A 15,829-nucleotide genomic window follows, 5' to 3' on the forward strand; every position below is an offset into this window, starting at 1 on the left:
GAAATTTTGTGAAAGGAATCGGCATAATCGGTAGGCTAGGACAATATGATATTACTAGTCCAACAAAAGCTGTACGAGTTGCGTCGCTGGCCTGCCCTCTTGTCCGGTGGAAGGCGGCGAACCGGAAATTCAATTGGGAGGGGATATTCAGTGGAGAAAGTGGACATTTTCAAGGATATAGCCGAACGTACCGGCGGGGATATTTACCTCGGGGTAGTAGGGGCTGTCCGTACGGGCAAATCAACGTTTATTAAGCGGTTTATGGAAACGGTCGTGCTTCCGAATATTGCAAGCGAAGCCGAGCGTGTCAGAGCCGTTGATGAACTTCCTCAAAGCGCCGCGGGAAAAACGATTATGACGACAGAACCGAAGTTTGTACCGAATCAAGCGGTTCAACTGCGTGTCAGCGAAGGACTTGACGTAAACGTCAGACTCGTAGACTGCGTTGGTTACGCCGTTGAAGGGGCGAAAGGCTATGAGGATGAGAATGGTCCTCGTATGATCACGACCCCTTGGTTCGACGAGCCGATTCCGTTTCAGGAAGCCGCGGAGATCGGTACCAGAAAAGTTATTCAGGAGCATTCGACGCTTGGTGTTGTTGTCACAACGGATGGCTCGATCGCCGAGATCCCTCGTTCGTCTTATGTAGAAGCAGAAGAACGTGTAATCGGCGAGCTGAAGGAAGTTGGCAAGCCATTTGTTCTCATCATCAACTCCACACGCCCTCGCAGCGAAGAAGCGCTTCAGCTTCGCGGGGAGCTGCAGGCGAAATACGATATTCCGGTCATTACAATGAGCGTCGCAACGATGGGCGAAGAAGAAGTCATGTCCGTTCTGCGCGAAGTACTTTATGAATTCCCGGTACATGAAGTAAACGTAAATCTGCCTAGCTGGGTAATGGTGCTGAACGAGAACCACTGGCTGCGCAGCAACTACGAAAACTCCGTACGCGATACGGTGAAAGATATTCGCAGATTAAGAGATGTCGACCGCGTTGTCTCTCAATTCTCCGAATATGATTTCATTGCCAGAGCCGGCCTAAGCGGTATGAACATGGGTCAAGGCGTGGCAGAGATCGATCTCTTCGCACCGGATGAGCTGTATGACCGCATCCTGATGGAGGTAGTCGGAGTTGAAATCCGCGGTAAGGATCATCTGCTCCAGCTGATGCAGGAATTCTCGCATGCGAAGCGGGAATATGACCGCTTTGCAGAAGCGCTCGAGATGGTTAAGGCAACCGGCTACGGCATTGCAGCACCAACGCTTGCTGAGATGGCGCTGGATGAGCCGGAGCTTATCCGTCAAGGCTCGCGCTTTGGCGTAAGGCTGAAGGCTACTGCACCTTCGATCCATATGATCCGTGTCGATGTCGAATCCGAATTCGCACCGATTATCGGATCGGAGAAACAGACCGAAGAGCTGGTTCGCTACTTAATGCAGGACTTTGAAGCAGACCCGATCAAGATCTGGGAGTCCGACATCTTCGGCAGATCACTCCATTCCTTAGTGCGTGAAGGCATCCAGGGCAAAATCGCCATGATGCCGGACAATGCGCGCTACAAGCTGCAGGAAACGCTAGGCAGAATCATTAACGAGGGTTCCGGCGGTCTCATTGCCATCATCCTGTAAAGATAGAATAGAGAGCGGTTGAACCGGCTTCATAGCCGGATCAACCGCTCTTTTTTGCGTTGATGCGCTGGCGCGCCTTAGCTTGTAACAATTTATTCATTGCAATTATGCGTTGCGATTACTATAATGGCAATTGTTGCACAGTTCGATCTTTTTCGACAAAGGCATTTGAGAGTGTCGAAAGTTTCCAATTTTCAAGCAAATAATACTTAAATTCCGATTGACATACTTGGTGAAAATGATATGATAACAAATAGATCATTCATCTATCATTTTGTTAGATAAAAAGGGAGAGAAGAGCATGAAAAAATGGGGAAAACTTTCTTTAACGCTGCTCGTTGCAATCATACTTGTCATTGCTTCGGCATGCGGCAACAAAACAAATAATAATTCGGCTAACTCTGAAGCCAGCAACAATGCTGCAGCTAACGCAACAGAGACTCCAGCAGCAACGGGCAACAGTGAGCTTGACGCATTGAAAGGCAAGAAAGTCGCACTCGTTATGCAATTCAATACAGGTACATTCTCTTCGCAATATGTAGAAGGCGTTAAAGAGCAAGTTGAAAAATTCGGCGGCACCGCGCAAGTATTCGCTTCGGACAATGACCTGGCGAAAATGTCCTCCAACCTGGATGCCGCAATTAACCAAGGTTTCGACGGCATTCTGATTGACCACGGTCAAGCTGGAGCACTCGAGCAAGGCATTAAGAAAGCAAAAGAAAAAGGCATCAAAGTTGTTGTATTTGACGCTGATGTGAAAATAGACGGCGTTCCTGTCCTTCAACAGGATGACCAATCGATGGCAGAACTGACGCTTGAGCAGCTCGCTAAAGACGCTGGCGGAAAAGGCAACATCGTTAAAGTATGGGTAGCCGGCTTTGCTCCAATGGAACGCCGCCAGGTTGCGTACAAAGCTTTCCAGGAGAAGTATCCTGACATTAAAGAAATCGCAGCATTCGGTAACGCGAATAACCCTGCAATGGATACACAGGCACAAATGGAAGCGATTCTGAAGCAATACCCGAACAAAGGCGACATTACTGCGGTATGGGCAGCATGGGATGAATTCGCAAAAGGCGCTGCGCGTGCTATTCAACAAGCAGGCCGTACAGAAATTAAAGTATACGGTATCGACATGAGCGACGAAGACCTGCAAATGATTCAAGATAAAGCAAGCCCTTGGGTTGCATCGGCTGCAGTAGATCCGAAAGATATCGGACGCGTTCATGTGCGCACGCTGTACAAAGAGTTCAAAGGCGAAGCTAACGACCCGCTCGTTGTTCTGAACGCTGTATACGTTCACCGTGATCAGCTGCCAGCCGAGCAAGTAAGCACGACTCAGCTGTCCCAATACATCGAAGGATGGGGAAGCAGCACGCAAAACTATGAAGACTGGATGAAAGAGCTGGAAGCTGCAAACGCGAAGTAATCCTTATGCTTGCGAAGCAAGAATGGCTTTAACGAAACGCTGGAGAGGTGCACAAGATGAGTGTTGCAAAGCAATTGCAAATGTTGGGGATCCGGAAAGCCTTTTCCGGCGTCCCCGCCCTCCGCGACGTCGATTTCAACCTGCATAGCGGAGAGGTTCACGCGCTGCTTGGTGCCAATGGCGCCGGCAAGAGCACTTTGATGAAAATTTTGTCGGGTGCATACAGCCAGGACGAAGGTACCGTTACAATCGACGGGCGACAGGTTCATATTGGTTCACCCGCGGATGCCAAAAATATGGGCATCCATTGTGTTTATCAGGAAGTAGATACCGCATTGGTTCCGCAGCTTAGCGTAGCGGAGAATGTGATGCTCGACAGCATTTCAAGCAAAAGGAGCAGCTTATGGCTGAACTGGCGCAAGCTGGAGAAGCAGGCGGAAGCAACCTTGGCACGGCTTGGCGCAACCATTCCGGTTAAGAAGAAAGCGGGAGAATTGACGCTTGCTGAGAAGCAGCTCGTTCTGATTGCCAGGCTGCTGACGGAGAAAGCTAAATACGTTATTTTTGACGAGCCGACCGCACCGCTGAGCCTGGAAGAAGCGGAGCGGTTATTCCGTGTTATCAGGCAGCTAAAAGAAGAAGGGATCGGAATTGTGTACATTTCCCATCGTCTTCCGGAGATATTCCAGCTGTGCGATAGAATCACCGTCATGCGTGACGGCGAGCGGGTTATGACGGAGCCTACTTCGGCAGTAACGGTTGATGAGGTCGTTCAGGCCATGCTTGGCCGGGTATTTGTGGAAGAGTTCCCGAAAACAGAGGTTCCGATCGGCGGACCGCTGCTGGAGGTGTCCGGCGTAACTCGCGGCCATCACGTGCGCAATGTCAGCTTTAATGCCCGCAGCGGTGAGATTGTGGCGATTGTTGGTCTTGTCGGAGCGGGAAAAACCGAGCTGTCGAGAGTATTATTTGGTGCAGATAAGGCGGAGCAAGGCTCTGTTACCATTGCCAAGAAAATGATTAACAACAATGAACCGGCCGATGCGATTGCAGACGGGATTGTTCTTGTGCCGGAGGAACGACGAAAGCAAGGCATTCTCGTTGGTGAATCCGTTCAGAATAATTTAAGCCTGCCGATTCTGAAGCTGATGACAAGAAGCGGCTTCCTGTCGGGTAAGAAGGAGTCTAACAACGCAGCGGCGATTATCGGCAAGCTTGGCATCAAGACATCCTCTTCCCAGCAGAAAACCGGCCATCTAAGCGGAGGTAATCAGCAGAAGGTGTCGATTGGCAAATGGCTTCCGACTGGTGCGGAGGTGTACTTGTTCGACGAGCCGACAAAAGGTGTGGATATCGGTGCAAAAAGCGATATATTCCGGATTATCGGAACGCTTGCCGAGCAAGGGAAAGCCATTGTTTACTTAACATGTGAATTTGCAGAAGCGATGGGCATTGCCGACCGGATTCTTGTCATGTGCGACGGAGCGCTTGTGAAGGAATTTGGCCGGGGAGAAGCCACGCAGGAGCTGCTGATGCTGTATGCAAGCGGCGGCAAGGAGGAGCAGGCATGAAAGAGAAATCGCTAGATTTTATATTTAAATTCGGATCTTTAATTGTAATTGCCCTAGTTATTCTATTCTTCTCCATGTGGGATGAACATTTCTTTACTTACGCGAACTTGTCCGATATCTTGCGTTCGATCTCCATCGTAACGTTCGTGGCGATTGGGGTCACATTCTCTTTGACTGTAGACGGCTTTGACTTATCGGTTGGATCTACGGTATCGTTAACAACAGTAGTTACGGCCGCATTCATGGTATGGTACGAGCAGCCTGTAGCGGTTGTCATTATCGTTGCCTTGCTGATCGGGGCCATCGTTGGACTCCTGAATGCACTTCTGATCGTCAAGATCCGTATTCCGGACATGCTGGCGACACTTGCTGTAATGTATATCGTCGGCGGTATTCATAAGACCTATACAAAGGGTTATTCCATCTACAACAACATGCCGATGCCTGACGGTTCCACGGCCCCGGGTAAGTTCAGCGAGTCGTTCCTGTGGCTCGGTCAAGGTAAATTGCTTGGCGTACCTGTTCCGGTCGTACTTATGGTTATCGCGGTTATTGGGGTTCATCTGTTCTTCAAATACACCAGATGGGGACGCCAGATGTATACGACTGGCGGCAACGAAGAAGCAGCACGCCTGTCCGGTGTGCGAGTACGCCGCATTCGTACTGCTGCCTATGTTGCTTCGGGTATTTTTGCGGCAATCGGCGGTATTTTGTATGCGGCGCGTGTTGGCACGGGTCAGATCGATGCCGGTGCTCCGATGATGATGGAATCGGTAGCGGCTGTCTTTATCGGGTACTCCGTTCTTGGTGCCGGCCGGCCTAACGTGATAGGTACTTTCTTTGGCGCCATCCTGATCGGGGTGCTGCTAAACGGCATGACAATGATGAAAGTGCAATACTATGCCAATGACATCATTAAAGGCGTTGTACTCGTTCTGGCACTGGCTGTTACCTTCATTCACTTGTCCAGAAGACGCAGCGGATAAGATGAAAAATAAATGAAAGTGCCCGGAACCTCTACAGGCTACTTGAAATTGGAAAACGGCTGTATTACTATAAGTTTGTTTGAGGTTGAGGTATATTTTTCAAGTTTTCAGTAAATAAGAGGGATAAGATGACTCTTCATTTGCCTTTAGGGGAGGTGAAACATATGAACAAAACCGATTTGATTAACAAAGTGGCTGAATTGTCCGATCTGTCGAAGAAGGACGCAACAAAAGCCGTTGATGCCGTATTCGAAGCGATTTCCGATGCTCTTCAAAGCGGAGACAAAGTGCAACTGGTTGGCTTCGGTAACTTTGAAGTTCGCGAACGCCAAGCCCGTAAAGGCCGCAATCCGCAAACAGGCGAAGAGATTGATATCGCTGCAAGCAAAATGCCTGCATTCAAGCCTGGTAAATCTCTTAAAGACCTCGTCTCCAATTAATTGCTTGAACATAGCGCCCGAACGCCATCCGCGTTCGGGCGCTTTCGTTATCTTGCTTCCAAGTCTTGCATGACCGCGCCGGTCTATAGTATAATCGAGCGCAGCAATAGGATGCTAGAGCAGCCAGAGCGCTGATTGCTTTTGGGTGATGATTCATTTAAAGCAAATGCTTACGAAGTAAGAATTATCACAACTGGCTGAAGAGTGTGTGTGACAATTTTTTAAAGCATATGCTTTCGAAGCAATGAAGTCCTCACAATGTGCCTTAACATGGCTATTTGGGTGATGATTCATTTTAGGAGGGTTAAGATGGAGCCGACTCAAGGCGATTACATCGTTATCAAAGCGAAGGATCAGGGCGTTCAGGTGATTGGCCTCACTCGCGGTCAGGATACCAAGTTCCATCATACGGAGAAGTTGGATAAGAATGAAATCTTGATTGTTCAATTTACTGACCATACATCAGCAGTCAAAATCCGAGGCAAGGCTTCCGTGATGACCAAACATGGTACGGTGGAAACAGATCAATAATGATAGGTTCGGACAAGCTCCCTCGCGCGGAATATGCGCGCAGGGAGTTTTTTTGTGCATAGCTTGGCTTCTTTGGTTGTAAAATGGGATATAAGGATCTTTGGAGCGTTTATATGAATCGGGGGTTTCCGCTATGCGTAAGGCTTATTTGACGGCGCTCGGCGCGGCGCTTGTTGTAACGGCGGTGATTGGCCTGCTGCCTCATTCCGGAATTGGACCGGGCAAGGAAAGAGGAGAGGTGGCCGTCTTTCATCCCTCCGAGATGAAGCGACTGACAAGCAGCAACCTTGTTGATGCGATTATTGGGCTGCAGTTGACAGGTGCTGTAGGCAAAGTGGAGTGGAACCAGGCGGTGTTGACCGTTGAGATGCGCGCAGATGACGGGAAGCAGGCAGAACGCTGGTACAGGGATATGGAGAAGCTGATCAGGCTGTCTTTTACCCAGATGGAGAATGTGAACCGGCTGCTGATCCGGTATGTGGACACGAAGGCAAACAGCCGTATGCTGTTTGCCGCGGATGTCCGGCGGACGGACAGCTGGCTTAGCGATAATTTGAGCGAGTTAAGCGATGCAGATCCTTTGCATGACGAACAGTGGAGAAAACGCCTGCGGATCGCCTATACTTCTTTTCTTGAAGAGAAACTTGGACCAATTGATACCTTTTCTACTGCACCCCTTCCAGCTTCCTAGCCGAGTTGTATCTAATTCATGAACAATTCGTTCTGGAAGCTTGTTTCGTATGCTCAATACCTAAAGTTGTGCTATAATAGTTTAGATTATTTAGCGGCAATATCTGTTCGGAGGCTTACCCCATGAAACCTTATCGTATCAACGAACTCGCATCCAAGTATGTCGAGTATGACATGATTCAAACTTACACCGAGCTGCCTGCCTTTCCCGACCCGAGGCTGCGTCTGTTACATGCTGTGCTGAATGAGCATGGAGAACTTGCGCCAAGGAGCGAGCTGTACTCGCTGGTTGTATCTCTCGTACAGCTGGGCATGGATACGCATGACCTGATTGATACGGAAGAGACCAGGCGCTCAGAGACCGAGATGAGGGCCAGACAGCTGAAGGTGCTTGCCGGTGATTATTTCAGCAGCCGCTTCTATCAGCTGCTGTCGCAAGCCGGCCAGATCAGCATGGTATCGAAGATCAGCGCAGCCGTATGCGAAGTGAACCGATTGAAAATGGATCTTTACATAAAGATGCAGCAATCGCAGCTGAAAGCGGAAGAGTATTTGAACAGGCTGACTGAGCTGAAGAGCGAGATGTTCCAGCTGTTTACTGGTATGATGGAAGGTGCGTTCGTGAAGCTTTGGCCGGAGATGCTGCAGGACGTAAGCCGCTGTGAGACGGTTCTGGACGAAATGGATCGGTTCGAATCACCATCCCGGTTTTATCAAAGCTGGGCTTATTGGCATGTCATGCAGGAAGGCACGCCGGAGGAGCAGCAGAGCCTCTCTCATAAGCCGGAGCATTCGCTTATTCACGATCTGCGGGGGAAATACGAACTGCAGAGCAGGCTGGTCTCAAAGCTTAAGGCTGCGGCAGACAGTCTCCGCCATTCAGCAGCAAAGCTGGAATCCGAGCAACTGAAGAAAGTCATACAGGATCTTGCGGATTCCTTCCTGGAGAAGATGGCAGCCCATACCCGGGCTTAACGAAATGAGGTATAAGACAGATGAATGCAAACCCAAGCTCTAGTTCAAATTCAAGTTCGAAAGAACATGTGCATGCGCTGTTTGAGAACATTGCACCCAAATATGATATGATGAACGATCTGCTCAGCTTCCGCAGGCATAAGGCATGGAGAAAGTTTACGATGCGGAAGATGAACGTGCAGCCGGGCCAGACAGCCTTGGATCTATGCTGCGGTACTTGTGACTGGGCGATCGCACTGGCGAAAGCCAGCGGCAGCGGCCAGATCGCGGGACTGGATTTTAGCCAGAACATGCTTGATGTCGGAGCCGTTAAGGTGAAGAACGAGGGCTTGAATGAGCAGGTAACGCTCGTTCAGGGCAATGCGATGGAGCTCCCATTCGCGGACAATTCCTTCGACTATGTTACGATCGGCTTTGGCCTTCGGAACGTTCCAAATTACTTGCAGGTACTGAAGGAAATGGAGAGAGTGGTCAAGCCCGGCGGCAAGGTTGTATGCCTGGAGCTGTCCAAGCCCATGTGGCAGCCGTTCAAAGGGATGTATTACTTGTACTTTGAGAAGATGCTGCCGATGATCGGCAAATGGGTCGCTAAGAGATTTGACGAGTATAAGTGGCTTCCGGATTCCTTGAAGCTGTTCCCGGACGCCAAGCAGTTATCCGAACTATTCCGGCAGGCCGGACTTCGTGAAGTACAAGCTTATCCGCTGACCGGCGGAATAGCGGCGCTTCACATCGGTACAAAGGAGAAATCGCAGCAATGATTCGCAAACTACGCATTATTTTGGAAATGATAAAATTTGAGCACTCCGTATTTGCCCTTCCGTTCGCGTTTATGGGGGCCGTTCTTGGCACATTGGCGGTTGAGAAGCGGTTGCCTTCCTGGGCAGAGATCGGCTGGATTGCACTTGCAATGGTTGGTGCCCGCAGCGCGGCCATGAGCCTTAACCGGGTTATTGACAAAGCGATTGACAAAGCCAACCCAAGAACGGCACAGCGGGCACTCCCAGCTGGACTCCTCAAATCATTTGAGGTCTTATTGTTTATTGTTATTTCATTCGTCCTGCTGTTTGTTGCGGCGGCGAACCTCGACCCGATCGCGCTCAAGCTGATGCCGATTGCGGTTGTGATGCTTGTCCTGTATTCGTATATGAAAAGAATTACCTGGCTCTGCCATGTATTCCTGGGGCTAACCATTGCATTATCCCCACTTGGCGGGTGGGTCGCCGTTACGGGATCGCTAAATGCCGCGGCATGGGTGCTTTACTTCACGGTTGCGCTTTGGATAGCCGGCTTCGATATCGTCTATGCGACACAGGATTACGAATATGACCGAGATAGCGGCTTGCATTCCATTCCCGCGCGGTTTGGTCTCTCCGGCGCTCTCTGGATCGCTAGATGCTTCCATGTTGTAACGGCAATCGGATTCTTCGCTCTGTTCTGGATGACAGAGTTAAGCTGGGTTTACTTGATTGGTACAATCGTATCGATTCTTATGCTGTTCTATCAGCACTGGCTGGTACGGCCTAATGATTTGTCCCGTGTGCAAATTGCATTTTTCGGAATGAACGGAACTCTTAGCGTTGTGTTGTTCGTATTCGCGATGTTTGATCTGTTGGTGGTGCACCAATGGTAGAGACGAACAGAGGAACAAGACCTAAACGCTGGGTAGTCGGAATTACCGGAGCAAGCGGGGCGATTTATGGTATCCGGCTGATCGAAGAATTGCTCCTGGCTGATTATGTCGTTCATGTGGTTGTGACAGAAGCGGGCTGGCGCGTGCTGAAGGAAGAACTGGGCTGGGATACGACGCGACGCCAGTCAGCGCTGGAGCGGCGGTACGGCGACGCGGTTACGACTGGAAGGCTGGTATTCCATCCGAATGCGGATATTGGCGCCAGCATTGCAAGCGGGTCTTTTCAGGTTGAAGGAATGGCTATCGTGCCTTGCTCGATGGGTTCGCTCGCTTCAATGGCACGCGGTATTTCGGACGACTTGCTTACCCGAGCGGCGGATGTCATGCTGAAGGAAGGACGCAAATTGATTATAGTCCCGCGGGAAACGCCGCTGCATGCCATTCATCTGGAGAACATGCTGACGCTGGCTCGGCTTGGCGTAAGAATGATTCCGGCCATGCCGGCCTTTTATTATAAACCGCAATCGATGGATGAAATGATTAACTTCCTAGTCGGTAAAGTGCTTGATAGTATGTCGATCGAGCACCAATTATTCAGAAGATGGGGAGATGATCAGCATGACGGGCAGACGGAATAATCCACTTCGTGTCGGCAGGATCGATTACGCCAATGCATGGCCGCTTTTTCATTACTTGGAGGAATATACTGAGCAAGCCGGTATCGATGTAGTGCTGAAAGTGCCTGCAGAATTAAACCGGCTGCTGCGTGAAGGGGAGATACAAGTTTCGGCTGTATCTTCCTTTGCTTACGGGATGAATGATCAGGATTATATCCTGATGCCGCATTTATCGGTGGGTTCGGAGGGAAAAGTAAACTCGATCCTTCTGTTTCTTAAGGAACCGATTGAGTCGTCACCGCCTGGCCGTATTGCCGTAACAACGACTTCGGCAACCTCGGTGAACATGCTGAAAATATTGATGAACAAGTATTATGAGATTAATCCGGCATATGAGCCGGCAGAGCCGGATCTTGACCGGATGCTGGAGGGGGCTGACGGCGCTCTTCTGATCGGGGACCCTGCTATCCGCGAATCATGGGAAAACAAAGGCTTGACCGTAATTGACCTTGGCGAAGTATGGAATAAGTGGACGGGGCTCGCGATGACGTACGCCGTTGTTGCAGCACGCAAGGAAGCGGTAGAGGCATCGCCTGAAGCCTTCAACCGCTTGTACGAGGCTTTTGCCGCAAGCAAAGAGCAAAGCGTGAACAATCTTTCACCGCTGATCAGTAAAGCTTGTGAGCAGCTTGGCGGCGATCGCGCTTACTGGCAAATGTACTTTACAAGCTTGAATTACGATTTTGGGCCAAAGCAGCAGGAAGGCTTGACCCTTTATTTCCGGTATGCGAAGGAACTCGGGTTGCTTGATCATGAAGTAAGCCTGCATTTTTATAAAGAAGAAACTCTGCCGAACAGGTGAAAGAATGAAACTATTAGACATTTTTGCAAAGTTAAAAGGCGATATGTCCCGCATCGAGCAAGAGCTGGAACGAAGCATATCGTTCGGCGATGAGCTGCTTAGCGAGACGTCTCTTCACCTGCTGAAGGCAGGGGGGAAGCGGCTGCGGCCCGTGTTTGTATTGCTTGCGGGCAAGTTCGGCCAATACGACCTTGATAAATTGACGAAAGTAGCTGTGCCCCTGGAACTTATTCATATGTCTTCCCTGGTGCATGACGATGTTATTGACGATGCATCGACGCGGCGCGGACAGCTTACCGTCAAATCCAAATGGGATAACCGGATTGCCATGTATACGGGCGATTATATTTTCGGCAGGGCGCTTACGATTGCAACTGAGCTGGAAGATCCGTTTATCCATCAGATGCTCTCGAAATCGCTCGTACAGATGAGTATCGGCGAAATGGAGCAAATCCGGTATTTCTTCAATACGGAGCAATCGATCCGGGATTATCTGCTGCGCATCCGGCGCAAGACCGCCCTGCTTATCGCTATTAGCTGCCAGCTTGGCGCTGCCGCGGCAGGTGCGGACCGGGTGACGGTGAATCGACTGTACCGGTATGGGTATAATGTTGGAATGACCTTCCAGATCCGAGATGATATGCTTGATCTGTTTGGCACGGAGAAGCAGATCGGCAAACCGCCGGGGTCGGATATTCGCCAGGGCAATATTACGCTTCCGGTTATATTGGCCCTGAAGGACGAGAAGGTGCGCGAGCCTCTTCTTGAGCAGATCCGGATTATTCGGGAGCATAACGGCAACGTGGATACGAAACCGGCTATTTCTCTGATCAAGAGCAGCAAGGGGATTCAACTGGCGGATCAGCTGGCAAATGATTATACCAAAAAAGCATTGGCTGCTTTAAAGGGATTACCGGGTATCGGAGCGAAAAAGAATTTGACCGACATTGCGCATTTCGTAGGAAAGCGTAATTACTAAAGGCACTGAATTGCTTCGCAATTCTTTAAGCGAATGCTTACGAAGCAAGAATTGCTTCGCAATTTTTTAAGCGAATGCTTACGAAGCAAGAATTGCTTCGCAATTCTTTTAGGAGGGGACCTTATGGAAAGAACATTCTTGATGATTAAACCAGATGGTGTACAACGCGGTCTTATCGGGGAGATTGTTTCGAGATTCGAGCGGAAAGGCCTGAAGCTTGTTGCTGCCAAATTTATGGTTGTAAGCAGGGAGCTTGCCGAAACCCATTATGCCGAGCATGAAGGCAAGCCCTTCTACGAGCCGCTGCTGAACTTTATTACAGCTGGCCCGGTTTTTGCGATGGTGTGGCAGGGGGATAATGTTATCGCCCTCACGCGTGCCATGATTGGCAAGACGGATGCCGTTGATGCGCTGCCTGGCACGATTCGTTCCGATTTTGCCGTACATACGAATTTGAATCTGATTCATGGCTCGGATTCTCCGGAAAGCGCAGCGCGGGAGATTGCCAATTTCTTCACTCCTGAGCAGCTGGTGGAATACGAACATACGATTCAGCGCTGGATTTAAGCTAATCTTCGCTGTAGGTACAACAGGAGGCATCCATGTCGGAGGATCTGGATTTCAATCTTTTTATACAAAGAATGAAGGCTAAGACCAATATCGATTTATCGCAATACAAGGAAGCCCAGATGAAGCGGCGTCTGACGACGCTCCGCCAGAAGCACGGTTATGAAACATTTGAGGCATACTGGAAGGCCATTGAACAGGACCGGAGCCTGCTTAATGAGTTTTTGGACCGGATGACCATTAACGTGTCTGAATTCTGGCGGAATCCGAACCGGTGGGAAGTGCTGCAAAGCCGATTCCTGCCGGAGATGCTGCAGCGTGGCGAACGGCTCAAGGTATGGAGCGCTGCATGCTCAACGGGAGAAGAGCCGTACACAATTGCAATGATTCTGTCGGAGCTTGGGGCGCTTAACAAGACGTCTATTACTGCGACGGATCTGGATGCGGTCGTTCTGGATAAAGCGAAGGAAGGGCAATACCTTGAGCGTTCCTTGCGCGATGTTCCGCCTGCATACCGCCAGAAGTATTTCCAGCCGGATCTTGGCATGTATGCGGTGTCGGACAAGCTCAAGAACGCGATTATGTTCAAGCAGCAGAATCTGTTGCATGACACGTTTGATCATTCCTTTGATCTTATCGTTTGCCGTAATGTTATGATTTATTTCACCGAGGAAGCCAAGCACTTATTATATCAAAAATTCGCAAAAGCACTTCGACCGGGCGGATTGCTCTTCGTCGGAAGTACGGAACAGATTTTCTCTCCTTCGCAATACGGGTTCGAATCGGCTGATACGTTCTTCTACAGAAGAATCGGGTAAAACATGTATACCGTTTTCCATCGACTCCAATACTAAGGAGAACCGATACTTAATTGGAGGATGAAGATGGACAAGCGACAAGTGATTCATGCTTACAGAAGCGGGATCATAACCATTCAAGAATGCGCTCAAATTCTCGGTCTCGACAGCCGGCAGCTGCCCAACCTGATGAATCAGATGGCAACGAAGGCGGAACGGGAAGCGGGCAAGCGCTTTGTGAACAACTAACGCTATCCATAGCCGCAACAAGGGCGGATGTTGAAGTCATCAATGGCTTTAGCATCCGCCTTTTTGCATGCTTCTTGAACTGCCGCATTTCTTGTCAAAATGCTAAAGCCTGTACTATAATGAGCAAAGATGTTTACATAAGTATACAGCCCGGAATATGAACAGTTAGGATGGTACAGATCATGCGCGAACTGAAAGTAGAGCTTGGCGAACGCTCTTATCCCATTTATATCGGTGAAGGCTTGTTGCAGGAGGCTGCAGCTTATTTCAAGAAGCATCAGATCAGCTTGAAATCGCCGCTTCTTATTATTACAGACGAACATGTAGCTCCTCGTTATTTGGAGTCTCTTGAGGGCAATCTCCGTGAAGCCGGCTTTACGGTTGCAAGTGCGGTTGTTCCTGCCGGTGAAAGCTCCAAGTCGTTGTCGATGCTGGAGAGTCTCGTTACGAAGGCGCTTGAAGCAGGACTGGACCGGAAATCAACGATTGTAGCGCTAGGCGGCGGTGTAGTGGGAGATCTGGCCGGATTTGTAGCGGCTTCCTACATGCGCGGAGTGAAGTTCGTTCAGATCCCGACGACGATCCTGGCGCATGACTCCAGTGTAGGCGGCAAGGTTGCCGTTAACCATCCGCTGGCGAAAAATATTATTGGCGCGTTCCATCAGCCTGAGATGGTCCTGTACGATCTGAATACCCTGCAGTCGCTTCCTCCAAGAGATGTAAGCGCAGGTCTGTCGGAGGTCGTAAAACATGGGCTGATCTGGGATGCCGAATTTACAGCCTGGTGCGAAGAGAATGCAGACCGTCTGCTTGCCCTTGAACCGGATGCACTCGGATATGCCTTGTATAAAGGCTGCAGCGTTAAGGCGGCAGTCGTATCCAAGGATGAGCGCGAGAATGACCTTCGCGCGATTCTGAATCTTGGCCACACGATTGGGCATGCGCTTGAGGCGGTTGCCGGCTATGGCGAGCTTCTTCATGGTGAAGCGATCTCGATCGGCATGATTGGCTCGGCTAGACTCGGGCTTCGTTATGGAGCGCCTGAAGACGTTTATACAACGACGAAACGGGCTTTGTCCAAGGTTGGACTGCCGGTGAAGCTTCCGGAGCATTTTGACGTGGATGCCATTATGAATGCGATGATGCACGATAAGAAATTCAGTGAAAGCACGATGGTATTTGTCGTGCCAACGGAGATTGGTAAGGTGGAAATCAAGAAGGATGTTCAGACTGCTTGGGTACGTGAGATCGTCGAGCAGCTGAAACTGGAGGCGTAGACAGGATGAGTGTTAGAGGAATTCGCGGGGCGATTACCGTTGACGTCAATGAGAAAGAGCCTATTTTACAGGCGACGCTTGAGTTGTTGAATGAAGTTGTGAAGCAAAACGCAATCGTACCGGATGATATTGCCAGCGTGTTCATTACCGTTACGCAAGACTTGGATGCTACATTCCCGGCAATCGCAATCCGTCAAATGGGCGGATGGGACCTTGTGCCGTTAATGTGTGCACTTGAAGTGCCGGTAAAAGGAAGTCTGGATCGCTGCATCCGGTTTATGATCCATCTGAATACGGATAAATCGCAATCCGAGATCAATCATGTGTACCTTGGCGGCGCACGCGTGCTACGTCCGGATTTGTCAAAATCCTGATTGACGCGAAGCCCAATCGGTAGTATATTGAGTACTAACAATAGTTTAGTCAAGTGAAGAGACAGGTATTAGACGAAGTTCCAAGCTTTTAATTGGACTTAGAATTCTCCGGGAATGAATCGTGAACCGCCACCAAAGGGATGGCGCAGCCGTTTCACACTGGGTAGCAGGCTTTTAGTTGAGTAGAGATGAGTAGAGCAGAGTTGAGTGCAGAACAGTAGAG

General features: G+C 49.9%; 18 protein-coding genes. All 18 read left to right on the forward strand.

The window, feature by feature from the left end; all coding sequences use genetic code 11:
* Positions 1–150: 150 nt before the first annotated feature.
* The 18 genes from spoIVA (at position 151) to aroH (ending at position 15,606) form a co-directional block, all read left to right on the forward strand.
* Positions 151–1,629 (forward strand): stage IV sporulation protein A, encoded by a 1,479-nt coding sequence (gene spoIVA, locus BM200_RS23070; protein ID WP_091189006.1) that lies wholly within the window; start codon positions 151–153, stop codon positions 1,627–1,629.
* A 301-nt stretch (positions 1,630–1,930) separates the two neighbouring features.
* Positions 1,931–3,058 carry a sugar ABC transporter substrate-binding protein gene (locus BM200_RS23075; RefSeq protein ID WP_091189007.1) on the forward strand — a complete coding sequence of 376 codons (1,128 nt, stop codon included), beginning with the start codon at positions 1,931–1,933 and terminating at the stop codon, positions 3,056–3,058.
* Positions 3,059–3,114: 56 nt separating this feature from the next.
* On the forward strand, positions 3,115–4,629 hold the full coding sequence (locus tag BM200_RS23080) for a sugar ABC transporter ATP-binding protein (protein WP_091189008.1): 1,515 nt from the start codon (positions 3,115–3,117) through the stop codon (positions 4,627–4,629).
* Entirely contained in the window at positions 4,626–5,615 is a 990-nt protein-coding gene (locus BM200_RS23085; protein WP_091189009.1) for an ABC transporter permease, read from the forward strand. Before BM200_RS23080 ends, BM200_RS23085 begins: the two co-directional genes overlap by 4 nt.
* Before the next feature lie 164 nt (positions 5,616–5,779).
* Positions 5,780–6,055 carry an HU family DNA-binding protein gene (locus BM200_RS23090; RefSeq protein ID WP_127494178.1) on the forward strand — a complete coding sequence of 92 codons (276 nt, stop codon included), beginning with the start codon at positions 5,780–5,782 and terminating at the stop codon, positions 6,053–6,055.
* A 309-nt stretch (positions 6,056–6,364) separates the two neighbouring features.
* Entirely contained in the window at positions 6,365–6,586 is a 222-nt protein-coding gene (gene mtrB / locus BM200_RS23095; RefSeq protein WP_091189011.1) for a trp RNA-binding attenuation protein MtrB, read from the forward strand.
* Between the two features lie 133 nt (positions 6,587–6,719).
* A complete protein-coding gene (locus tag BM200_RS23100; protein WP_091189012.1) occupies positions 6,720–7,277 on the forward strand; it encodes a hypothetical protein in 558 nt (185 codons plus the stop codon).
* 122 nt (positions 7,278–7,399) lie between these two features.
* The gene (locus tag BM200_RS23105) at positions 7,400–8,251 is read left to right on the forward strand and encodes a heptaprenyl diphosphate synthase component 1 (RefSeq protein WP_091189013.1); all 852 of its coding nucleotides are present in this window, start codon (positions 7,400–7,402) and stop codon (positions 8,249–8,251) included.
* A 20-nt stretch (positions 8,252–8,271) separates the two neighbouring features.
* Complete coding sequence (locus tag BM200_RS23110; RefSeq protein ID WP_091189014.1) at positions 8,272–9,012, forward strand: demethylmenaquinone methyltransferase; 741 nt, start codon at positions 8,272–8,274, stop codon at positions 9,010–9,012.
* The gene (locus BM200_RS23115) at positions 9,009–9,884 is read left to right on the forward strand and encodes a UbiA-like polyprenyltransferase (RefSeq protein ID WP_091189015.1); all 876 of its coding nucleotides are present in this window, start codon (positions 9,009–9,011) and stop codon (positions 9,882–9,884) included. The genes BM200_RS23110 and BM200_RS23115 overlap by 4 nt, the downstream gene beginning before the upstream one ends.
* Positions 9,878–10,522 (forward strand): UbiX family flavin prenyltransferase, encoded by a 645-nt coding sequence (locus tag BM200_RS23120; RefSeq protein WP_091189016.1) that lies wholly within the window; start codon positions 9,878–9,880, stop codon positions 10,520–10,522. The genes BM200_RS23115 and BM200_RS23120 overlap by 7 nt, the downstream gene beginning before the upstream one ends.
* Positions 10,503–11,363, forward strand: a complete 861-nt coding sequence (locus BM200_RS23125; protein ID WP_091189017.1) for a menaquinone biosynthesis protein — start codon at positions 10,503–10,505, stop codon at positions 11,361–11,363. The genes BM200_RS23120 and BM200_RS23125 overlap by 20 nt, the downstream gene beginning before the upstream one ends.
* 4 nt (positions 11,364–11,367) lie before the next feature.
* A complete protein-coding gene (locus BM200_RS23130) occupies positions 11,368–12,342 on the forward strand; it encodes a polyprenyl synthetase family protein (protein WP_091189018.1) in 975 nt (324 codons plus the stop codon).
* A gap of 123 nt (positions 12,343–12,465) precedes the next feature.
* Positions 12,466–12,909, forward strand: a complete 444-nt coding sequence (ndk, locus tag BM200_RS23135) for a nucleoside-diphosphate kinase (RefSeq protein WP_091189019.1) — start codon at positions 12,466–12,468, stop codon at positions 12,907–12,909.
* Between the two features lie 35 nt (positions 12,910–12,944).
* Positions 12,945–13,727 carry a CheR family methyltransferase gene (locus BM200_RS23140; RefSeq protein WP_091189020.1) on the forward strand — a complete coding sequence of 261 codons (783 nt, stop codon included), beginning with the start codon at positions 12,945–12,947 and terminating at the stop codon, positions 13,725–13,727.
* Positions 13,728–13,793: 66 nt separating this feature from the next.
* Positions 13,794–13,955 (forward strand): hypothetical protein, encoded by a 162-nt coding sequence (locus BM200_RS30110; protein ID WP_175532980.1) that lies wholly within the window; start codon positions 13,794–13,796, stop codon positions 13,953–13,955.
* A 182-nt stretch (positions 13,956–14,137) separates the two neighbouring features.
* Positions 14,138–15,232 carry a 3-dehydroquinate synthase gene (gene aroB, locus BM200_RS23145; RefSeq protein WP_091189021.1) on the forward strand — a complete coding sequence of 365 codons (1,095 nt, stop codon included), beginning with the start codon at positions 14,138–14,140 and terminating at the stop codon, positions 15,230–15,232.
* 5 nt (positions 15,233–15,237) lie between these two features.
* On the forward strand, positions 15,238–15,606 hold the full coding sequence (gene aroH / locus BM200_RS23150) for a chorismate mutase (RefSeq protein WP_091189022.1): 369 nt from the start codon (positions 15,238–15,240) through the stop codon (positions 15,604–15,606).
* Positions 15,607–15,829: the final 223 nt, after the last annotated feature.

Source organism: Paenibacillus catalpae (assembly GCF_900112695.1).
Classification (GTDB): Bacteria; Bacillota; Bacilli; order Paenibacillales; family Paenibacillaceae; genus Pristimantibacillus; species Pristimantibacillus catalpae.